Source organism: Hoylesella shahii (genome assembly GCF_937990675.1).
GTDB classification, from domain to species: domain Bacteria; phylum Bacteroidota; class Bacteroidia; order Bacteroidales; family Bacteroidaceae; genus Prevotella; species Prevotella shahii.
Map to the genome: position 1 here is coordinate 42731 of NZ_CALKQY010000003.1, position 21349 is coordinate 64079.

Below are 21349 nucleotides of genomic sequence, written 5' to 3' on the forward strand. Positions count from 1 at the left end.
TTAAGTTCAAATCCACGACATACAGCAACAAAACATCCCCTTAGGCAGTACGTTTATTGTTAAACCGCCAAAGGGGATGTATCGTTTTCTATAAGTTGAGGGGTTATTCTTTAGAAACTATCATCATCTTCTTCGATATTTTCTGCTTCCATTCCCAGCTCATCATTATCTTCTTCGAACGTTGTGCGATAACTTTCTTCAGTAAGTATATCCTCATCGAAAGAGTCGTCATCATCGTCATCGTCCTTATATTTACTGTCTTGTCCGCTCAGGTCATCATCTTCGGCGTGGTCGTCATCATCATCATCATCGTCATCGTGCGACGATTTTCTTCCACTCAATTCATCGTCAAAACGAGCCGAGAGTTTATCTATTTCAGGTTTTTCTTTTACGAAGATGGCTTCAACCCAAGTTCCTTTTTCAATTTCTAGGGCTTCAAATCCGTCTTCGGTTTTCTTCTCAAACATACCACCTTTTTTGTGTAAACGGTCCTTTGGCAAAACAGTAGTGCTCACTTCAAAGCCACTTTCGATGATATCTTTAACGCTTTGAGACAACGAGTCCCATCCACCACCAAAATTTCTGTCTAGCACTTCGATAAGTTTAGCAGCCGAAATGTATCGTATGTTTTCATAAGTAAGGTCGGTAACCCTCATAATAGGGTGTTTCTTTATGGCCATCTTAACCTTTTGGCCTTCATCCAATCTTATTGTACCCACCTTAAATCCGCGGTCTTCATATTTTTTAATTATTTCTGGTCGGTCAACTTTTAGCTCTTCTGCATCAAACGCGCTCTTCACCACATCCATGTAATGGCGGGCATTATCCTTTAGGTCAGCGTCTTTTTCTGCCGCTTCCCACATTCTGAACACGTCGTTTTCCTGGATGCCCCACACGTTGCTTTTAGTAAGTGTTTTAAGGGTCAGAGCTTTTTTTTCTTGTTTCATATACGATTATTTATCTTTGTCTTATTGATAAAAGACCTTCGAGGGAGATGCCCTGCTGGTCTAGCAGATACAGGTACAACCCATTAGGTGGTTTTCTACCTTTTGTGTGTTGTTGCTGCAAAATTATATACTTTCGTTAAATCTACAAACTTTTGCAACAAAAATATTAATCTCAACCCCATTATAGATTAATCTCTGCGCTAATTCTATCTGTTTGCACTGCATATAATAAGGTTTTGTTTAAGATTATTGGCCATTGTATACGCCACTAAACACCTCCTAATGTAGGTTATCTAAATAAAAATAAGTATCTTTGCATCAAAAATAAACGAAATGGGTATATTCGGATTTTTCAACAAAAGCAAGAAAGAAACGCTAGACAAGGGATTGGAAAAGACCAAACAAAGCGTTTTCAGCAAGTTAACGCGTGCCGTAGCCGGAAAATCAAAGGTAGATGATGAGGTGCTCGACAACCTTGAAGAGATACTTATCACATCCGACGTGGGCGTAGACACTACGTTGAAAATCATAGAGAGAATTGAAGAGCGAGTTGCTCGTGATAAATATGTATCGACCGGCGAACTTAATAACATCCTTAAAGAGGAAATTGCTGCGCTTCTATCTGAAAATAACACGCAAGACAACGACAACTGGGAATTACCTGAAACAGGAAATCCTTACGTTATTCTTGTTGTTGGCGTAAATGGAGTTGGCAAGACAACTACTATTGGTAAGTTGGCCCACCAGTTTAAGCAAGCCGGTAAGAGTGTATATTTGGGTGCAGCCGACACTTTTAGAGCTGCTGCTGTAGAGCAAATATGTATATGGGGTGAACGAGTTGGCGTGCCTGTGGTGAAGCAACAGATGGGGTCCGATCCTGCATCAGTGGCTTTCGATACACTGAGTTCGGCCAAAGCCAATGGGGCAGATGTGGTTATCATCGATACCGCAGGCCGACTTCACAATAAGATTGGCTTGATGAACGAGCTGAAAAAGATTAAAGACGTGATGAAAAAGGTGATGCCCGAAGCGCCTAACGAGGTGCTTTTGGTGCTTGATGGCTCTACCGGACAAAACGCTTTCGAACAAGCTAAGCAATTTTCTGCTGTTACCAACATCACTGCGCTGGCCATTACAAAACTAGATGGAACGGCTAAAGGTGGTGTGGTGATTGGTATCAGCGACCAACTGAAGGTGCCTGTGAAATACATTGGCTTGGGTGAGGGCATGGAAGATTTGCAACTATTCAACCGGAAACATTTCGTCGACTCGCTTTTTAACGAATAACCTTCGCTTCTGAGTGGTGTAAAATTGGACCATATCTAGGGTTTAACCGATATGTTAACAGACAATAATGAGCTTTATTATGTTATAGCAGAGATTTAATTGTGCTATTGACTCCTCTCTTTACATGCTCACAAACTTATATAGACATCACTGGGGCGCTAAGCCTCCTTCGCCCAGTTGTTAACTAGGTCACAACTGTGACTATAGCTACTTTTCTCCACGTTGTTCGTGCGGAAATGGGCGACATTTCAACAAGTATTCAAATATTAGAATGATTAAAAATCAGGTAGACATCATAACAATGGGGTGTTCTAAAAACCTCGTTGATAGCGAATTGTTGATGAAACAGTTTGAAGCCAACGGCTACCATTGCGTGCACGACAGCAAAAATCCCAAAGGAGAAATTGTGGTTATCAACACGTGTGGTTTCATTGAGAGCGCAAAAGAAGAGAGTATCAATACCATCTTGGAGTTTGCGCAAGCCAAAGAAGAGGGGCGATTAAAGCAGCTTTACGTGATGGGATGCTTGTCGCAACGCTATCAAAAGGAGTTAGAACAGGAAATCCCACAGGTGGATAAATTCTATGGCAAGTTTAATTATAAAAACTTGTTAAAGGATTTGGGCAAGGGGGTTATTGCTTCTTGTAATGGAACGCGAAGCATTACTACTCCTCGCCACTATGCCTATCTAAAGATTAGTGAGGGTTGCGACCGCAGTTGTGCTTATTGTGCCATACCTCTTATTACGGGTAAGCACGTAAGCAGACCCAAAGAAGAAATTCTTGAAGAGGTTCGTAGTCTTGTTTCACAGGGGGTTAAAGAATTTCAAATTATCGCTCAAGAACTTACCTACTATGGGGTTGACCTCAACGGACAGCGCCAGATAACCAGTTTGATAAGCGATATGGCCGATATTAAGGGCGTAGAGTGGATAAGACTGCATTATGCTTACCCCAATCAGTTCCCTTTAGATTTGCTTGAGGTAATCAAAAACAAACCTAATGTGTGCAAATACATCGATATTGCCCTGCAACACATATCGGATAATATGCTCACTCGTATGCACCGCCATGTGACAAAAGCGCAAACAGAAGAGCTTATCCGTAGAATTCGTGAAGAAGTACCTGGCATTCATCTGCGCACGACACTGATGGTTGGTTTCCCCGGTGAAACAGAAGACGACTTTAACGAACTGCTCGAGTTTGTGAAATGGGCACGATTTGAACGTATGGGGGCTTTTATCTACTCTGAAGAAGAGGGTACATACAGCGCAAAACATTACGAAGACAATGTGCCAGATGAGGTAAAACAACGCCGACTTGACCAGCTTATGGCCTCGCAACAAGAAATAAGCGCCGAAGTGGAAGCACAAAAAGTGGGGAAGACTTTACGAGTGATTATCGACAGAAAAGAAGGCGACTATTATATAGGAAGAACTGAATGGGCTTCGCCAGAGGTAGACCCAGAGGTGCTAATTCCTGCAACTGTACGTCTGCGTGTTGGAAAATTCTACAATGTACGCATCACAGACAGTGAAGAATTTGACTTATATGGTGAAATAGAATAGAATGAACAACAAAGAGTTTATAACCGAACTAGCACAGCAAACGGGCTATACACAGAGTGTAACCCAAACCCTAGTGCGTAACATCATCGACGAAATGGCAGCCCGTTTCGACGAAGGAGACATCGTATCGATTTCTGGCTTCGGCACGTTTGAAGTGAAAAAACGACTTGAACGTGTGGTGGTGAATCCTGCAACTCAACAGCGTATGCTGGTTCCACCTAAACTTGTGTTGAATTTTAGACCAACGGCTTCCATTAAGGAACGCCTCAAAAACGGTGGTGAAGATGAATAATAGGGTTGGTATTCATGAGTTGGCAATGGCTCTTGTCAACAAAAAAAAGCTGTCGCTTAAAGATGCAGAGGCTTTTGTCGCAATGATGTTCGATACCCTTAATGAGGGATTGAACAATGATAAACTTGTTAAGCTAAAAGGACTTGGCACTTTTAAGGTGATGAGCGTTAGCGCTCGTAAGAGCGTTGATGTTAATACTGGTGAACCTATCATTATCGATGGACGTGATAAGATTTCGTTTACGCCTGATAGTACGATGAAAGATTTGGTAAACAAACCTTTTGCGCAGTTTGATACGGTGGTTATCAACGATGGCGTTGATATTAAAGAACTAGAGCGAATGGATTGGTTGGAAAACCCTTCCAACTTTGATACGTCTACTTTGGGGGATATTTCAGATGATGAAGACCTACCTATCACAATAGAGTTGCCACCTTCTAAGATTGAGGCTGCCGTGAACGAGGCTGCTAATGTAATGGCCACCAACGAGACCGAAGTAGAAAATATACCTCAAACCTCTGCGCCTAAAGCTGCTGAAAAGAGCCATTTGCTTACATCTGAACAATTGGCAGCCCTAAATGGTTACCCCGTTTCTAGCACTCGTGTAGCGCAAGAGTCTGCAGTGAACAATGGTGAATTAACACTTACTACCGACCAATTGCGATTACTCAACGATGATAATAGTTTGCAAACAAAGGATGAAGCAGAGGTTTCGGTTGAAAGAAATGAATCTTTAGCAACTGAACAAACTTTGTCATCACCTGTAGTAAACAATGATGCTGATGCATTAAATAGCCCTGAAAGCGAAAAACAGGAGGGTGCTGAAGTTGTTGCCGAAGTTATAACCAACAAAGCTGAGATTGAAGAAGTAAATACTGTAAGCAACCTCGTTGATACGGTGCACGCACCAAAAACAGATGCTTATAGCAGCAATGAACCACACGATGAAGAGCCAACGCTTGATAAGGAGTCGCAAGAGGTAGTGGTTTTGAGCAACGAAGTTCATAATGATAATGAAGAGCTTGATGAGACAGACAGTCCAGAAGAAGACGAAATTACTGATAACGAGCTAGAAACATTGGCTAATGTAGAAACCATTACTGAAGTTGTTCAGGAAGAAGTTAGCGATGTAAAACCCAACGATTCTCCCGAAAGTAACATTGAAGATGAGGAAGAAGAAAACACTAACTCCAATTTTGAAGATGAATGGGAAGAAGAGGAGCGCAGGATAAGACGCAAACGACTCATTGCGGCTGGAGTCTTGGGTGTGCTGGCTCTGTTTGGTATTGCTGCATGGTATTTCTACAACCAAATTCAGTTGAAAGATAATCGTATATCGCATCTTGAAACTTTATTGAATACCTCTAAAACAGCTGCCAATTGTGATAATGGCCAATCTCTTTCAAAGGCCGACTCGGTTCGTGAAGATTCTATTAATAGGGCAATTGATGCGCAAACAAAAGCCGACCTGGATGCTACAATGGCGAGAATAGAACAGAGTAATGCTGAAAAGCAGCAGAAGACAGAAGAAAAAAAAGCTAATAACCAACCTGCAACTGATAATAAAACGACAGAACGGGCTGTTGAGAAAGTAGTGCCGAGACTAGAGAGAAAGTCGGAAACCAAGAGTGCTGATTTGGATTATAAGCAATATGAGAAAGATGCTCGTGTACGTACAGGCGCTTATAAAATAGTTGGTATCGACCGAGTTGTTACTGTTAACAAGGGGCAAACGCTCTATTCTCTCAGTAGAAGCACACTAGGCCCTGGCATGGAATGCTATATCGAGGCTGTAAATGGCAACGTTAAAGAGTTGAAAGCGGGTGAAAAGATTAAAATTCCAAAGCTGGAATTGAAGAAGCATAAATAATGGATTGGGGCGTGAAACATCTAAATGAATTTTCACGCCCCATTTTTTTGATATTTTAGGGAAGCTTACAACTGGGTTTTAGGACTGACCCTATTTTAGCTTTATTGACAGTACATCTCTTGTCGAGTTTTTTGGTTAGCGGTTATACATGCTGTTCATCGTTCGCTTGCTTTCTTCATTTTGACTGGCTTATTCTCTGTAAGAAGTAGGCAACATCGTCATAAATTAAACAAACAAACTTCTAAAAGCAAAAACGAAATCTATAAACGATCATAACCATTATATGTTTACCTAACAGCCCTGTAAAATCGCACAATTTAAATTGGTGAATAAAGTGCTATAAAGCAATTATAAAGCTTTATTTTATCTCTTCAAAATAACCTTTAGCGTTTATGCGATAGTATCTGTTACGAAAGTCAATCAACCCTTTATCACGTTTTTCACCATGAAGACATAATACTTGGTTGGCCAGCCATCTATAACTTATACGTTGATAGTCGGCCTTACTCTCGTTTTCGGCTCCCCAATCATCCCACACATAATGTACGCACAAACGTTGCTTTTGGGCATCTACAACACCATGGTGAGCAATGCACATTTCCCAATACTCAGTGTCACCATATTCATAAAGAAGGATGAAGAGGTCGAACCCATTATAGCTAGGTAAGCTAGCTATACCACCTGCGTGCGAATCAAAGTACTCACTAAAAGGGATGTGTTTGCCATTGAGAATGATTGTCTTTAGTTTATTTGGTATTTTATCAGTTATTTCATTAGGTAAACCGTCATCATCAGCCGATATTCTTGTAGTATCAATATCTTTATTTGCGATATCTGCATCCTTACCCTTGAAGAAATCAACTATAGGCTTACCCGTGTTCTGAAAGTTGATGTTATCAATACTATCGCTAGAGGTTTGTGTAGTTATGACAAGTTGTTGTGCTTTTGACAGGTTATGCTTATTTTCTGACCGAGTATCAACCTTACTGTTATTTGATTTCTCGATCTTGCAGCCCAAAAACGTAAAAACAATGTACGTATATAAAAAGAGCAATATTATTTTTTTCATGATAATTTTATTGTGACTGTTTAGAAAAGAAGGCTTTATAATAGTTAAAATCCCATTGAAAGGGAATTTTCAATGGGATTTCAAACACAGTAGTGGCATGTTCTTACGAGCATGTTGCAGTTGTATGCAATTATTTCTTCACTGGAGCTGTAGTAGGATCAGTGGTAGCAGGAGCATTTGTTCCTTGTGACCCAGCGCCAAATCCAGGAGTAGTGTTGGGGTTAGTGGTTTGTGTCTCAGTAGCTGCCTTTTCAAGAACACTGTTTTCTGCAGTAGATTTAGGCGCAACGTAAGCACAAACTACGCTAAATACTACCATGGCAATAGCCAAACCCCATGTGGTTTTCTCAACTACATCAGTAGTTTTGCGTACACCCATGATAGAGTTAGAAGAAGAGAATTGCGACGAAAGGCCACCACCTTTCGACTCTTGAATGAGTACAATGGCAATCATCAGCACTGCTGCAATGCAGATAAGAACCACAAAAAGAGTGTAAATCATTGTTTTATTTGTTTATATTATTTATTTTTATTACTTATCTATGACACTATTCACGTTCAACAATTAACAGTGAAGCAACTAGAATTACTACAATGAGAATTACGGCAAACATACACTATTTATTGTTATTGTTAATAATTAGTTTCTCTAAGAAACGTATTTGGTCTGCAAAGTAAACATTTTTTTTTGGATAATTCAAATTTAAACGCCTAATAATTTCAAGTGCCTTCTCAAATTTTCCTTGTCTAATGTAAATCTTTGCCAGTGTTTCTGTAAAATATCCGTCCGTTCCTTGTGCTGTTTCAGTCGATGTATTGTCATCTACAACAGGCATAAATTCAGGTTCGTCTTTTAGTTGCATCTTACCACCTTCATTATAAATGAAGTTGTCTATTAGTGTTTGCCCTTTGAGTTGTGGTGTATCTTGTTGCACTTCCTGTTCTTCGCTTTCTACTTCAATCAAGTAAGATACATAGTCGATCGCTGCATCTGCAGGAGTGGGTTTGCGGTGCGGTTTCTGTGTTTCTTGTGTTTTATCCACCGGAAGCGAATCCAAGAAATTGTCGATAAGCGATATTGTTCTGCTTTCGTTGCCGTCAGTCTGCTGTATCTGTTTTGTTCGACGTTCTTCAGTTTTTAGCTTGTAGTGCGATGCCTCAATCATTTCGAACACGACATTGCGATTGGTGAGGTACACGGAGGCCCGTTTTAGTTCCTCATCAAATGTTGGATCGTGCAATATATACAAGTTTTGCAACATCATCAACCTTGCAGGCTGGTAATAAGGATGGAGCGCAACAATGCTCCGGAGATCGTAAAGCGTCTCCTTATCTAGCAGTTCGGGGTGATTGACAAGTTGTGTTAAGTTCATTGTTTGTGCTGTTTGTTCCATGGTTATTACCAATTAGCTACAGTAGCATTGAATATTTGGTCAGTCAAATCTTTAATCATTTCTCTTACCAAACGTTCTTGAACCACATTCAAAGACAAAGTTGTTTCGTAAGTGGCGCTAGCGGTGAACTGACGTTCAAAGTTTTCTTTGGGATTTTTGGTATTGGTAAATCTCACGTTAACAGTTATCGACAGTTCGGTTTGGGCCGAATATCCTTCGCTTGACACCGACTTATTTCGTTGTGTATACTGCAAAATTTCGCCTTCTACGCGCATGTCGCCATTGCGTTTAACTTGTGTTAGACGAGTGTGGTTGGCATAAATGTCCTTCAGTTGATTGTTGAACATTGGCGCCATTGGTCCCCAAACATAGCTGCTTCTGTTAGGAAATTCAGCTATTTGTATGGTTTTCGTTTTGCTATAGTCAATACTTGCTCCGTTAAACTTGTAAGAAACAGAGCATGCCCACAGCACACAAGTGCCGAGGACGAGTGTTATTGCCAGCCTATTTGCTGTTTTCCAATCCATACTGCTTTATTCTCCTATACAATGTTCGGTCTGATATGCCAAGTTCGATGGCTGCTTTTTTTCTGTTACCACCATTACGTTCGAGCGCCTTTTCCACCATTTGTCTTCCCAAATCGTTAAGGTTCAGGCTTTCAGTTTCTGCCTCGTTTATCTCTTCTGCTTCGACAAAGCCGTTTGTGTGGGGGGCTTGTGGTGTGGACTGAATAGCTGGTAGTGTGTGGCTTGCATCATAGTTTTGCGGGTTAAGTGTGGCAAGAGGCGATGCATATCCTGGCAATTCTGCGCCGAGAGCTGCGCTATCGTCAAGCCGTTTTCTTAGTCCCGATACTTCTCTACGCAAGTCGCTTACATTACCACGAAGCTCATAGAGTATCTTATAAAGCACTTCGCGTTCGCTTTCATACGAGTGTGTTCCCCCTGTAGATAGCGGAGCAAGCTGTGTGCTCTCAGGGTCTTGGGGGATAAACTTTTGTAATAGCGCAGCATCAATATCTCGTTCACGACTTAATATTGATATTTGTTCGGTTATATTCTTAAGTTGTCGAACGTTTCCAGGCCATTTGTACTTTAGCATTAGGGCCTTAGCGTCTTCAGTTAAAGATATTCTAGGTAACTTATACTTCTCTGCCATCTGCATGGCAAATAGTCTAAAGAGCAGAATAATATCATTACCACGGTCTCGAAGTGGTGGCATTTGAATGGGGATAGTGTTCAAGCGATAGAACAAATCTTCTCTAAATCGTCCCTCGCTGATGGCTTTTCGCATGTTAACGTTTGTGGCTGCAACAATGCGAACATTAGTTTTCATAATTTTTTGCCCACCCACGCGGATGTATTCGCCAGTTTCGAGTACACGAAGAAGTCTTGCTTGCGTAGCCATGGGTAGTTCTCCCACCTCGTCAAGAAATATTGTTCCATTGTTGGCAACACCAAAATATCCTTCGCTTTCACCGATGGCACCTGTGAATGAGCCTTTTTCGTGTCCAAAAAGTTCGCTATCTATTGTGCCCTCGGGTATCGATCCACAGTTGATGGCAAAGTATTTCTCTCGCTTTCGAGGAGAATTATCGTGAATAACGCGTGGGATTATTTCTTTTCCCACACCGCTTTCGCCTATGATTAGTACAGACAAATCTGTAGGCGCAACCTGCATAGCCACGTCTAAAGCATGATTTAAGGCATCGCAGTTGCCCACAATGTTATACCTTTGTTTTATCTTTTGTAGTTCCGTCGTATTCATAGGGATGACAAAGTTACAAAAAATAGCCGAACAAAGGGCACAAAAATGGAAGATTAACGATTTTCGGCATGAATGCTTTTATGTTATATATCTGTTGATTTGTTTATATTTTGATTATTAACTGCATTATTTTTGCTATTGACATGCAAATAGTTTGTTTTGTATTTTTTGAGAGATATCTGTTAAAGAGGTCACCTTCAATAGGTTATCTTTCGATCGAATGCGTTATTATCTCTTATCAGGCGTTTCAGCACTAGGAGTTGAACTATCGAACTTAATAAGAAGTAACCCCAGCCCCGTAAATATCAATTCTCTGATGCGTACAATGAGTGCCACGAAAATTCCAGAACTCGAGGCAATCCCCAAACCCGAAGCCGACATAAGGAAGCCTCCTTCGCGCCCCCCTAGTTGCAGAGGAATGAAGAAAAGCAAATTGGCAAACAGACTAGTGAAGGCCAATATCAATATGCATTGTATGTAATTCACATCTGGCATGATAACCAACAGAATAAAATATATTTCTAATGCCGAGATTATTCTACAGCCTAACTCCAACAACACGGCTGAAACAAAAGTGCTTCGGCTTTGTTTGTGCAGCGCAGATATCTGCTGATCGATGTTGTCTAGTTGCGTTTTGTTTCTTTCGATGAAGCCCAAAGCCCAGCGTTTAACTAAAGGCACATGACTAAGTAAGCGCATGGCTCTAAAAGTAAGCCCCTTTTGGTAGCCCACCATGAAGAACCAGAGCCCTAAAAGACAAAACACAGTGCTTGCAAGCACAATGGTTAGATGGCCAGTAGTTAACGGTTGAGTGATAAAAAACAACACAATTGAAACGAGCCAAAACCAAAAATGGCTAAAGATGTGGGTCATTGCATAGAGAATTACAGACGAAGAAGCTCGTTCTGTACCGATCTTTGGCGCTATCGACATAATGCGATAGGGTTCACCACCCATAAGTCCGCCTGGCGTAGCATAATTTAATGCAAATCCCGAGACAGTAACTTTGTATAGCCACCAGAAATTAATTGGCTTGTTGTTATAGCCTTTTTGCGTTGCGTCTTGTTTCTGTCCTGCTTTGATAATGATGTACCATGCAGAAGTGTTAAGCACATATAATGCCATCCACAATGCCAAAACCGCAAAAAACCAATAACCAGTGTGCTGCAATCCGCGCCAAACCTCGGCATAATCAAGCTGTGTAAGCATAATGCCTAACAGCCCTAAGCCGAAGATGAAAAAGCCGTTTTGATATTTCTTCTTCATCTTTTATTATTTACTTGGCTGTTCTTCGTTGTTCTCTCGCTTTTTAGTTACGTTGAAACGAACCTTCTCGCTCTCGTCTCTTTTCTCGTGATAGAGTTTCTTCAGCGGGTTTTTATAGGGTTGATCGTAAGCAATTCTATTTCTGTAAACATCAATGGCCAGGTAGATAGCATGCCTTAAAGCCAATTCGCTGGCAACGCCTTGACCTGCTTGTGGGGCTAAAGCCTCGTCATCGGTTGATGTTACAACAGCCGAGAGTCCTGTTACAAACCTCACACCTCCATCATAAGAGAGGGTTTTAAAAGGTGTCATGGCCTGGTCGTGATTCATGGCTACCACGGCATCAAAGGTGTCGAATGTTCTATCTTCGAAAAAATGCTCGGCCTGATAAAGACCAAAAGCTGCAATTCCATCATCTATTAGCTGTTTGATTGCAGGTGAAATCACCTCTTGTTCTTCTTTACCAGACGCGTCTTCCAATGCGGGATTGAGCGCCAAAACAGCAATTCGAGGAATAGAAATCATGAAGTCGCGTCGCAATGATTGATGTAACAACTTCACAGTTTGTTCTATTTTCTCTTTAGTTACCTCACGTTCAACATCTCTTAAGGCCAAATCTCCAGAAACTGTAGTGATGCGCAGACATTCATTGAGCGCCATTTCAAGCACTTCGTCAGTGTTTCCCAGTTGCTTGGCAATGTATTGTGCTAAGCCGCTTCCTTTTTCTAGTGTGTTAGAAAAATATTTTTCGTTTATTGGTGCATTAACAATTGCGCACACCATGCCCCCTTTATAGTCGTCAATTGCTTTGTCTATAGCCTTACGTGATAATAAAGCGGTGGCGTCACTAGGCGTTGCGAACTCAATTTTTACATCTTCGTCGGTCACAGCCAACAAATTAATGCGTTCGGCTTTAGCATCTGCAGCATCTTGAATGATATTGAAATTCACATCCAAGTTTAAGGCCTTTTTATAATAAGCCGCAACTTTAGGCGACCCATATACAATGGGCGTGCAAAGTTCGAACATCTCTGGCGTGGCAAAAGTTTTAAAAATAAGTTCCATGCCGATACCATTAGCGTCGCCTTGTGTTATGGCAATACGAAGTTTATTGTCGTCCATACGTTTCTGCTTAGTTCTTTATTTATTGGTGTTTGCTGCTATCTTTTCTGCCCGCTATTTGTTTGGCGGTGCTAAGAAGTCCGCAAGCAGCGAAAATATCTTGTCCTCTACTGGCTCTAATGGTTGTAAACACGCCATGATTGGTGAGGTAATCTCTAAAGGTTTCCATGCGTTTCTCATCCGAATTCTTTAGATTAACATTGGGAATTTGATGAAAACGAATAAGATTAACTCTGCAGTCCAGTCCTTCTACCAACTTAACCAATTGTCGTGCATGCACAGGTGTGTCGTTGAAACCGCCAAACATGATGTATTCGAACGACAAGCGACGTTGGTGTGCGAAATCGTATTGTTTTAAAAGCTGTACAATATCCTCTATAGAAAGCCCTTTTTCTGCAGGCATAATGCTAGCTCGCTCTTCAGGAATAGGTGAATGCATGCTGACTGCTACATGGCAATCGCTCTCGTCTAGAAAACGTTTTAGCTTACCTTTTAGACCCACGCTACTCACCGTTATACGCTTAGGACTCCAGGCATAACCATAATCGGCCGTAAGAATCTGAGTTACTTTCAGCACATTATCAAGGTTATCCATTGGTTCTCCTTGACCCATAAACACAATATTTGTGAGCTTTTCTCGCTCGGGTAGGGCGTAAATTTGGTTAAGTATGTCGCTTGCCGTAAGATTCCCTTCAAATCCCTGCTTACCTGTTTGGCAGAACAAGCAGTTCATTTTGCATCCTACCTGGCACGATACACACAACGTAGCACGATCACGGTCGGGAATGTACACAGTTTCCACAAACTTACCGTTTGCTGTTGGGAAGAGATATTTGATGGTTCCGTCTTTAGAATATTGTGCATCGATAAACTTCGAAGCACCTATATCATAACGCTCAGCTAACCGTTCACGGTTAGCTTTCGAGATATTGGTCATCTCGTCTATAGTTTCCACATGTTTATCGTAGAGCCAAACGGCCATTTGTTTACCAGCAAATGCAGGCAAACCGTTGTCTACGGCAATGGTCTTGAGTTCGTCTAGCGTGTGCCCTAGAAGTGGAATCTTGTGGTTATCCATTTATAGTTTGGTGTATAATATGCAGTAATAATTGAAAATTTTCCATGCAAAGTTACTACATTTTATTGGGATTAGCATGTGGTATAGCTCGTTTTCTTGCCATCTATATCATGCTTACGAGGCTACAGTTTAGCTTTGAAATCAGTCTTTAATACTATAGCGTATTGGGTTTCTGCTCCAACCAGTGGTCGATTAATTTGCGAGCAAGACTTAGTTTCTCAGGTATTTGTGGCAGATGGTCACGATGAAACCATCCTCCAGCCGACAGTTCTTCTTCTTGTAGGTGAAGTTTTCCTGCTTTGTATCGGGCCGTAAATCCAATCATTAAACCAATAGGGTAGGGCCAAGGCTGACTATCAAAGTAACGAAGTTCTTCTATTTCCAATGCTGTTTCTTCTCTAACTTCACGCACAACAGCCTCTTCTAGCGATTCTCCCGTCTCTACAAAACCTGCAATCAAACCATAGAAATTGCTTTTGAAGTTTTTGGCATGCACCAACAACACTTCGTCGCCTTTATAAATAAGCACTATTATAGCCGTGGCTAGCTGTGGCCACACTTCGTTTGCACAATGTGTACAGCATTTAGATATATTGGTGTGCAACTTCATCGGAGCCCCACAGACGCCACAATATTGACTATGCGCATCCCAATAGTTTATCTCGCGACACTTTCCTGCTAGAAGATAATATTTATTAGGAAGTTTATAATACGACTGTCTTAGGTCGCAATATACGTGTTTTAGGGGTAATTGTGTTGAAGAATCCACCGAATATGTCTTTACAGGTATTCCTTCTTCCGTAGGTTCCATCTCATTAACTTGTTGCCCTTCATTAATAAATGTTGGAGGATTGTCAGACAACGGGATAGTGAATAGGTCGTTACCTAGCTGCTCAAGCAGCAATTCCGACTCTTTAAATACAAACCACAGGCTTTTCATTGGCGTTTAGTTTATGAGTAAAATGTAATTCCAGTACCGAGTTGTGTAACTTTTATAAAAGGTTTTCTGCTATTTGCAAATTATTAAAATATAGTATTTGAAGCATAGCTTGATAACAACTCTGCTTATAGACATTCAAATGGATGAGTTTCTAATTTTACACCTTATATAATATAGTCTACTAAAATCAAAAACTCATCCACTCAAGTCGCTCACAATGTGGAGGGTTAGTTACCAAAAATTAGTTTCTTATCGCGCTCAATTGCTGGCTTTGTCCACTCTTCTGGCACAAACTTCCAATTGTTATGTGCCTGTGGGTTCATCACCCCAGCATCTTCAATCAACTTCATGAGGTAATAACGTTGGTCTTTTTCGCTCTCAAACACAATTCTACTTTTCAGTTCAGAGCGTGGAATACCTGCGCCTTTAGTTAGCAATTCACCTCCACCATTACCACGATAGCTGTTCATGGCCACCTTATACCAACGATTTTCGTCGAATGGTGTTCCGTCTGCCATACTTAAAATTCTCACCTTTTGGCCATCTGGCTTAGTTACATCCACCTCATATATAATGCCTGCAGCACTATCAAAGTTAAATGCAAGATTTTTAAAACCAAAGCGTTGACGGTCTTGTTTAGCCCATTCGCTTAGTTGCATGATGTTGTCTTCAGGCGATTTCATGGTGTTGACCCAAAGGTCGTAACTCATTTCTAGGTGATTGCGTATTTCTTTGCCCGTCATTTTGAGCACATAAATTTGGTTTTCGTACTTATAAAGGTTGAACATATCACTCACATATACGTCTCCCTTATTAATGCGTGTGTCAAATGATAATGGTGCATTAAACGAAACGTCTGCTCCTGTTATCTTTAACTGCAGGTCGTGGATAAAATCCGTGAAGGCAGCGCTACCAAAATAGCAGTCACGAGTGTAAATTGTGTTTTCAAACTTGCCAATCTTGCGGTTTACAAAGGCATTTACACTGTCGATGTCGACTTTAAAATGCGCCATGTATTTTTCATCAATAGGCTGCGCTGTAATATCTATCACATCACCAGTTATCTTTTTACTCACCACCTTACCTTTAGACTTGCGTATGTCAATTGTGGCATCACTCACCAGATAGGCATCGCACGAGGGGTCAAGACATAGTACATCTTTACCAGCATTGTTTTTAATCCATCCCGAAAAACGAGTGTGGTCGTGCCCAAAAAGCACGATATCGAAGCCATCAACCTCGCGAGCCACCGTCAGCGAAGCATCCTCATCGTACTCAGGAGTATGTATTCCACCTTCCTTTCCGCTATGAAATAATCCTATTATCACGTCTGGCTTTTCCTTCGTTTGGATATGTTTCATCCAGTATTTTGCCGATGTTACCATGTTGTCAAATCGCAGACCACTCCATAAACTTTCTTTAAGCCAGTTTGGTATTGCAGGAGTAAGCATACCCAACACTGCCACTTTAACACCATCGCGCTTGATAATGGTGTAAGGATGAACGTATGGTTTGTTTGTGCGCGTTTCTATAATGTTGGCTCCAAGACTAGGGCATTTCACCTCTTTTATCCATTTGTCGTAAACAGGATGTCCCGTTTCAATATCATGGTTGCCAATAGTTTGCGCATCATATTTTAAGTAATTAATTACTGATGCGGCCAAATTAGGCATTGTGGGCTTTACAAAGTTGCAATAATAGCATGTGGGTTGTCCCTGCAAAATATCTCCATTGTCAAGCAAAATAACATTCTTGCCATATTTCTTGCGCATTTCGTTAACGTATGTACTCACTCTAGCCAACGATCCTTTTCGGTCGCGACGATTGATAAAATCATAAGGAAAGAAGCTTCCATGCACATCACTTGTTTGTATAACCTTGATTTGCACTGCTTGAGCATGGGTATATTGGGAAAGACTTAAACCTGTTAAGAGCATAAATATTATTTTTCTCATCTGTTTAATCATTTAATAGCCGAAATGCAAAAGTACAAAATCTTATGGTAATATCCCACTGAACCAACGTAAATGTTTATGAGTAATAGCAAATTCTGCTTTTGGTGATGCATCACGTAATTATTCAGCAGCGTTTTTATGTTCCTTCCACTTATAAAAATAACGATTTTATTGATAATACTTCTTCACATACACCTTTACGTTCTCATATTCTCCTAATATAATGTAATTAGGTGTGCATTGAACAATTAGTTAGTAGAATGAAACCAACTAACTTTGACTGTTGACAAATCCTTAAACTACAACCGATAGGCATTAACCGTAATTTTGCTTAATGCTTGTTTGCGCAAACGTGTTAGTTCTTTGTATCATAAACAGAAAAGATATTGCAATTTTACTCACGCACATTTTCAATATCTTACTTTGTTCTAAAATTCATAAAAAAGCGGAAATTTCTCCATAAAAATTAACATATATGAAATAAAAGCCAAGTTTTTAGATGTTAATTTTATATTTGTTAGCAATTAATTTGCATTATAAATAAAAAATTAGTAAATTCGCATCGGTAAATCAATAAATTAGAAACGACGTGAAATTAATGTCCATTATACTCATGCTTTGCTCGGTTCTGTTCGTAGGCTGCGAATGGAAGATGTGGCGTAACATGAATGGTGATTATGGCGAATGCATTAAAGTGCAACGCTATGACCGCTTGGAAAGTCGTTATCTTACCACAGGAGACTACTCGGCACTGCAGCAAATGAACACCGATTACCCCACCGAAACTCGCACACTAATAGAAAAGGTGCTGCAATTGGGAACAATCGAAGACTCTGAAATTCATCATCGATTCTTGCATTACTATCAAGACACCACCCTTCAAAGACTGATAATTGATGTAGAAGCAGAATTTAGCAATATAAATGATATCAACGAGCAGTTCTGTCGCGCTTTCGGACGACTTAGCAAATGGTTCCCTAACCTTCCACAACCCAAGATTTACACACAAATTAGTTCTTTTGATCAAAGCATAATTGTTGGAAATGGCACTATTGGTGTGTCGCTAGACAAGTACATGGGCGAAGACTACGCCTTGTACAAACGCTTTTATACACCTGAGCAAACCAAAACAATGTATCGCGGATACATTGTTCCCGATGCCTTAAGCTTTTATTTGTTGGCGCAATACTCATTAGATAATTACGACACTCGTTCTCAAATGGAAAGCGATTTACACATGGCCAAAATATGGTGGGTGGTAAACAAGGCCACTGCAAAGGAGAGTTATAAAAACTGGTTTGTTGATTGTGTTGACAAGTATATGCGTTCTCATCCTGAAATTTCTTATGAAGAACTGATTTCTAGCGATAATTATAAAGACATGATACCTTGAGTAATCTTTTCTTTTTCCATCTTACGAACCAAAAGATTTGTGAACTCATAATTTTTAAGTCCCCATTTGGGAGCTATAAGTAGCCCTTCTGGCGACTGACTTACAAACCTTTCTAACACAAGGTCTTTGCGAAGCCGTTTAACATATTCGCAAATTACATCTAAATATTCGTCAACAGTGTACAGATGAAAGGGCTGTTCCAAATAAGTTTTGGCTAATAATGTTCCTCGAATTATCTGCATCTGGTGGATTTTCAAGATATCAATGGGCAGACTAGACATGATGCTAGCCTGTCTTATACTTTCTTTTGCATCTTCTCCAGGTAGTCCAATGATAACATGTGCACCTGTTTTTATTCCCCGTTGATGTGTGCGTTCTATAGTATCTTTACTACATTCAAACGTGTGTCCTCGTTTAACACGTTCTAATGTATTGTTATTGGCACTTTCAACCCCGTATTCCACAATCAGAAATGTATGCTTGTTAAGCTCTTCTAGGTAGTTAAGCAAGGCATCTGGCATACAGTCGGGGCGTGTACCAATAACCAACCCCACCACATCTTCTACCATTAAAGCCTCTTCGTACATAGCCTTTAGTCGGTCAATGGTGTCGTATGTGCTGGTATAAGCCTGAAAATAAGCTAGATATTTCATATTAGGATACTTGCGTGCAAAAAACTTTTTGCCTGCATCCAGCTGTTTACTCACCTGCTCTTGTGGTTCACAATACGCAGGGTTAAAGCTTCGATTGTTGCAATAAGTGCACCCTCCAAAGCCAGTATGGCCATCGCGCGTGGGACAAGTAAAACCTGCATTAACCGACAGTTTTTGTACTTTATAGGGGAATTGCTGTCGCATCCAGTTCCCAAAATCGTTGTATGGTAATTGCATTGTTTGTTATTTGTATTGATGGGCACAACAATTGCCCACTTTTGGTTTGCAAAAGTACAGATTTTTAATTATCTTTGTCCGCAATTACGACTAAAAACATTCAATCATGAAAAAAGTGATCATATCGTGTATGGCATTTCTTTTGTCAGTGGCGAGTGCGTCTGCTGAAGGCAACCTCGACTTAAAACAGGTTACCGACAGAACTTACTCGCCCGAATACATCACCGGAATTAAGCCCATAGAAGGCAGCGACCTCTATGCACGTATTAGTGATGACGGGCAACGCATCGTGCGATACTCGTTTAAAACAGGCAAGCAGGTAGACGTTTTGTTCGACGTGAACAACACGCAAGGACAAAAAGTAAAGTCGTTCGACAGCTATATCCTCTCGCCAGACGGTACACACATCCTTATATGCACCAACTCTAAGAAGATATATAGGCGTACCTTTAAGGCCACTTATTATATTTACACCGTGGCATCGCGTCGACTTGACAAGCTTTCTGATGGCGGACCACAACAAAATCCCACTTGGTCACCCGATAGTAAGCAAGTGGCTTTTGTTCGCGACAACAATATTTTTCTTGTTAAACTGCTCTATGATAATGCTGAAAGTCAGGTTACCAAAGACGGGAAACTGAACGAAGTAATAAACGGTGTGCCCGACTGGGTGAATGAAGAGGAATTTGGAACCAGTAGCTCATTGGTATTTAATGCCGATGGAACTATGATTTGCTGGGTGAAGTACGATGAAAAAGATGTAAAAATGTTTTCGTTGCAAATGTATATGGGACAAAAACCTGCACTCAACGAAAACGAAACTTACCCTTCACTCTTCTCGTATAAATACCCCAAAGCAGGAGAAGACAATGCTAAAGTGTCGGTTTGGAGCTACGACATCAAGTCACGACAGACAAGAAAACTCGATGTGCCACTTGATGCCGATGGCTATATACCACGCATTAAAACCACAAAAAATGCAGACATGATTCTAGTTTATACAATGAATCGGCATCAAGATGTGCTGAACGTGTACACAGTGAACCCACGAAGCACAGTGGCTCAATTGCTTATTAGAGAGAAAAGCGATAAGTATGTTAAAGAAGAAGCTATCGAAAACATTACCGTTTACAACAACAGTATACTTCTTCCTAGTGACCGTGATGGGTATATGCATCTCTACCTTTACGACCTGGGTGGTAAGCAAATTCGTAAAATTGGAGACGGAAACTTTGACATTACCCAGGTTTATGGTTATGACGAACAAACAGGTGACGTGTTTTACCAAGCTGCCGTGCCCACAGCGCACGACAGACAGGTGTTTGTAAATCGCAAAAATGGTAAGACAGAATGCCTAACCAAACAAGAAGGATGGAATAGCGCCATCTTCTCGGGCGACCTAAAGTATTTTATTAACACATGGAGTAATGCTACCACACCTTACGTGTTTACACTTTGCGATGCGCGTGGCAAACTTATTTCGACCTTGCTAGATAATAAAAAACTTGCTGACAAATACAAGCAAGAAGGTTTTGCACGTCCCGAATTCTTCTCGTTTACCACTAACGATGGCGTGAAACTAGACGGATGGATGGTGAAGCCCACCAACTTCTCTCCCTCGAAAAAGTATCCTGTTATCATGTTCCAATATAGCGGACCAGGAAGTCAGCAGGTTGTAAACTCATGGAGTGTTGGTTCTATGGGGCAAGGTGCACTTTTTGATTGCTATCTTGCACAGCAAGGCTTCATCGTTGTATGTGTAGACGGACGTGGAACTGGCGGAAGAGGCTCGGCTTTTGAAAAGTCTACCTATCTCCAATTGGGAAAATTAGAGTCGCAAGACCAAGTGGCAACTGCACGTTATCTTGCATCTTTGCCTTATGTTGATGGCAATAACATCGGCATATGGGGATGGAGCTTCGGTGGATTTAACACGCTTATGAGTATGAGCACTGGTGACAAAGCCTTCAAAGCTGGCGTTTCGGTGGCTCCTCCTACATCTTTCCGCTATTACGACACCATCTATACGGAGAGATATATGCGTACTCCCAAAGAAAATGGCAAGGGATACGACGACAACGCTATGACGCGCGCACATAATCTGCATGGTGCTCTGCTCATCTGTCATGGCTTGGCTGATGACAATGTACATCCCCAAAACACTTTTGAATACGCTGAATCGCTGGTGCAAGCTGATAAAGACTTTAAAGAACTATATTATACCAATCGCAATCATAGCATTTATGGAGGCAACACGCGTAACCACTTGTTACGCCAAATCACAAACTTCTTTAAAGACAATTTGAAGTAAAAGGGTTTATTAGTTGATAAACAGAGTCCCAACCCCATTCTTTTCGAAGGGTTTGGGACTTTTCTATTTAATAGAACGTCCTTCTAGACGAAATACATGCCTTAACTAGTTCTCTTACTAATCTACCTGCTATAGTTTTCAGTTGCCTATCTGCCTTAAGAGCTTTCTTACGATTCTTGGGATGATTACGAAAACGTTGGG

General features: G+C 40.8%; 18 protein-coding genes. 6 read left to right on the forward strand and 12 right to left on the reverse strand.

Translation table 11 applies throughout. The features are described from left to right. Window positions 1–110: 110 nt before the first annotated feature. Window positions 111–947 carry a hypothetical protein gene (locus QME03_RS00595; RefSeq protein WP_281723111.1) on the reverse strand — a complete coding sequence of 279 codons (837 nt, stop codon included), beginning with the start codon at window positions 945–947 and terminating at the stop codon, window positions 111–113. 333 nt (window positions 948–1280) lie between these two features. Between QME03_RS00595 and ftsY the strand changes: the two genes are divergently transcribed. The 4 genes from ftsY to QME03_RS00615 all read left to right on the forward strand — a co-directional run bounded on the left by ftsY (window position 1281) and on the right by QME03_RS00615 (window position 5963). Next, window positions 1281–2234, forward strand: coding sequence for a signal recognition particle-docking protein FtsY (ftsY, locus tag QME03_RS00600; protein ID WP_281723112.1), 954 nt, complete (start codon window positions 1281–1283; stop codon window positions 2232–2234). 271 nt (window positions 2235–2505) lie between these two features. Continuing rightward, window positions 2506–3801, forward strand: a complete 1296-nt coding sequence (rimO, locus tag QME03_RS00605) for a 30S ribosomal protein S12 methylthiotransferase RimO (RefSeq protein WP_025816545.1) — start codon at window positions 2506–2508, stop codon at window positions 3799–3801. A 1-nt stretch (window position 3802) separates the two neighbouring features. Beyond that, window positions 3803–4093: an HU family DNA-binding protein gene (locus QME03_RS00610; protein WP_025816547.1), complete on the forward strand. Its 291-nt coding sequence runs from the start codon at window positions 3803–3805 to the stop codon at window positions 4091–4093. Continuing rightward, entirely contained in the window at window positions 4086–5963 is a 1878-nt protein-coding gene (locus QME03_RS00615) for an HU family DNA-binding protein (protein WP_281723113.1), read from the forward strand. Before QME03_RS00610 ends, QME03_RS00615 begins: the two co-directional genes overlap by 8 nt. A gap of 358 nt (window positions 5964–6321) precedes the next feature. On the opposite strand, the gene QME03_RS00620 is transcribed toward QME03_RS00615, so the two are convergent. The 10 genes from QME03_RS00620 to QME03_RS00665 all read right to left on the reverse strand — a co-directional run bounded on the left by QME03_RS00620 (window position 6322) and on the right by QME03_RS00665 (window position 16554). Then, window positions 6322–7032, reverse strand: coding sequence for a hypothetical protein (locus QME03_RS00620; RefSeq protein WP_025816549.1), 711 nt, complete (start codon window positions 7030–7032; stop codon window positions 6322–6324). A gap of 130 nt (window positions 7033–7162) precedes the next feature. After that, entirely contained in the window at window positions 7163–7534 is a 372-nt protein-coding gene (gene secG, locus QME03_RS00625) for a preprotein translocase subunit SecG (RefSeq protein WP_281723114.1), read from the reverse strand. A 115-nt stretch (window positions 7535–7649) separates the two neighbouring features. Then, on the reverse strand, window positions 7650–8405 hold the full coding sequence (locus QME03_RS00630; protein ID WP_273115094.1) for a tetratricopeptide repeat protein: 756 nt from the start codon (window positions 8403–8405) through the stop codon (window positions 7650–7652). 26 nt (window positions 8406–8431) lie between these two features. Then, window positions 8432–8953 carry an LptE family protein gene (locus tag QME03_RS00635; protein WP_025816552.1) on the reverse strand — a complete coding sequence of 174 codons (522 nt, stop codon included), beginning with the start codon at window positions 8951–8953 and terminating at the stop codon, window positions 8432–8434. Next, window positions 8931–10193, reverse strand: coding sequence for a sigma-54 interaction domain-containing protein (locus QME03_RS00640; RefSeq protein WP_025816554.1), 1263 nt, complete (start codon window positions 10191–10193; stop codon window positions 8931–8933). The genes QME03_RS00635 and QME03_RS00640 overlap by 23 nt, the downstream gene beginning before the upstream one ends. A gap of 228 nt (window positions 10194–10421) precedes the next feature. Continuing rightward, window positions 10422–11459: a lysylphosphatidylglycerol synthase transmembrane domain-containing protein gene (locus QME03_RS00645; protein ID WP_281723115.1), complete on the reverse strand. Its 1038-nt coding sequence runs from the start codon at window positions 11457–11459 to the stop codon at window positions 10422–10424. 6 nt (window positions 11460–11465) lie between these two features. Continuing rightward, on the reverse strand, window positions 11466–12581 hold the full coding sequence (locus tag QME03_RS00650) for a PdxA family dehydrogenase (RefSeq protein ID WP_281723116.1): 1116 nt from the start codon (window positions 12579–12581) through the stop codon (window positions 11466–11468). A 22-nt stretch (window positions 12582–12603) separates the two neighbouring features. Next, on the reverse strand, window positions 12604–13659 hold the full coding sequence (gene rlmN, locus QME03_RS00655; RefSeq protein ID WP_281723117.1) for a dual-specificity RNA methyltransferase RlmN: 1056 nt from the start codon (window positions 13657–13659) through the stop codon (window positions 12604–12606). A gap of 154 nt (window positions 13660–13813) precedes the next feature. Then, a complete protein-coding gene (gene nudC / locus QME03_RS00660; protein ID WP_281723118.1) occupies window positions 13814–14599 on the reverse strand; it encodes an NAD(+) diphosphatase in 786 nt (261 codons plus the stop codon). A 227-nt stretch (window positions 14600–14826) separates the two neighbouring features. Further along, the gene (locus tag QME03_RS00665; RefSeq protein WP_281723119.1) at window positions 14827–16554 is read right to left on the reverse strand and encodes a bifunctional metallophosphatase/5'-nucleotidase; all 1728 of its coding nucleotides are present in this window, start codon (window positions 16552–16554) and stop codon (window positions 14827–14829) included. Window positions 16555–17143: 589 nt separating this feature from the next. Here QME03_RS00665 and QME03_RS00670 point away from each other — a divergent pair. Continuing rightward, on the forward strand, window positions 17144–17947 hold the full coding sequence (locus tag QME03_RS00670; protein WP_462675812.1) for a gliding motility protein GldB-related protein: 804 nt from the start codon (window positions 17144–17146) through the stop codon (window positions 17945–17947). Here QME03_RS00670 and mnmL read toward each other — a convergent pair. Next, window positions 17926–18837, reverse strand: coding sequence for a tRNA modification radical SAM protein MnmL/YtqA (gene mnmL, locus QME03_RS00675; protein WP_281723121.1), 912 nt, complete (start codon window positions 18835–18837; stop codon window positions 17926–17928). The genes QME03_RS00670 and mnmL overlap by 22 nt on opposite strands. A gap of 106 nt (window positions 18838–18943) precedes the next feature. On the opposite strand from mnmL, the gene QME03_RS00680 reads away from it, so the two are divergent. Then, window positions 18944–21148, forward strand: coding sequence for a S9 family peptidase (locus QME03_RS00680; protein ID WP_281723122.1), 2205 nt, complete (start codon window positions 18944–18946; stop codon window positions 21146–21148). Window positions 21149–21349 lie beyond the last annotated feature (201 nt).

Excerpts from the sequence above, each read along its gene's own strand:
- QME03_RS00595 (WP_281723111.1), bottom strand. The coding sequence starts at position 947 with ATGAAACAAGAAAAAAAAGCTCTGACCCTTAAAACACTTACTAAAAGC.
- ftsY (WP_281723112.1), top strand. The coding sequence starts at position 1,281 with ATGGGTATATTCGGATTTTTCAACAAAAGCAAGAAAGAAACGCTAGAC.
- rimO (WP_025816545.1), top strand. The coding sequence starts at position 2,506 with ATGATTAAAAATCAGGTAGACATCATAACAATGGGGTGTTCTAAAAAC.
- QME03_RS00610 (WP_025816547.1), top strand. The coding sequence starts at position 3,803 with ATGAACAACAAAGAGTTTATAACCGAACTAGCACAGCAAACGGGCTAT.
- QME03_RS00615 (WP_281723113.1), top strand. The coding sequence starts at position 4,086 with ATGAATAATAGGGTTGGTATTCATGAGTTGGCAATGGCTCTTGTCAAC.
- QME03_RS00620 (WP_025816549.1), bottom strand. The coding sequence starts at position 7,032 with ATGAAAAAAATAATATTGCTCTTTTTATATACGTACATTGTTTTTACG.
- secG (WP_281723114.1), bottom strand. The coding sequence starts at position 7,534 with ATGATTTACACTCTTTTTGTGGTTCTTATCTGCATTGCAGCAGTGCTG.
- QME03_RS00630 (WP_273115094.1), bottom strand. The coding sequence starts at position 8,405 with ATGAACTTAACACAACTTGTCAATCACCCCGAACTGCTAGATAAGGAG.
- QME03_RS00635 (WP_025816552.1), bottom strand. The coding sequence starts at position 8,953 with ATGGATTGGAAAACAGCAAATAGGCTGGCAATAACACTCGTCCTCGGC.
- QME03_RS00640 (WP_025816554.1), bottom strand. The coding sequence starts at position 10,193 with ATGAATACGACGGAACTACAAAAGATAAAACAAAGGTATAACATTGTG.
- QME03_RS00645 (WP_281723115.1), bottom strand. The coding sequence starts at position 11,459 with ATGAAGAAGAAATATCAAAACGGCTTTTTCATCTTCGGCTTAGGGCTG.
- QME03_RS00650 (WP_281723116.1), bottom strand. The coding sequence starts at position 12,581 with ATGGACGACAATAAACTTCGTATTGCCATAACACAAGGCGACGCTAAT.
- rlmN (WP_281723117.1), bottom strand. The coding sequence starts at position 13,659 with ATGGATAACCACAAGATTCCACTTCTAGGGCACACGCTAGACGAACTC.
- nudC (WP_281723118.1), bottom strand. The coding sequence starts at position 14,599 with ATGAAAAGCCTGTGGTTTGTATTTAAAGAGTCGGAATTGCTGCTTGAG.
- QME03_RS00665 (WP_281723119.1), bottom strand. The coding sequence starts at position 16,554 with ATGAGAAAAATAATATTTATGCTCTTAACAGGTTTAAGTCTTTCCCAA.
- mnmL (WP_281723121.1), bottom strand. The coding sequence starts at position 18,837 with ATGCAATTACCATACAACGATTTTGGGAACTGGATGCGACAGCAATTC.
- QME03_RS00680 (WP_281723122.1), top strand. The coding sequence starts at position 18,944 with ATGAAAAAAGTGATCATATCGTGTATGGCATTTCTTTTGTCAGTGGCG.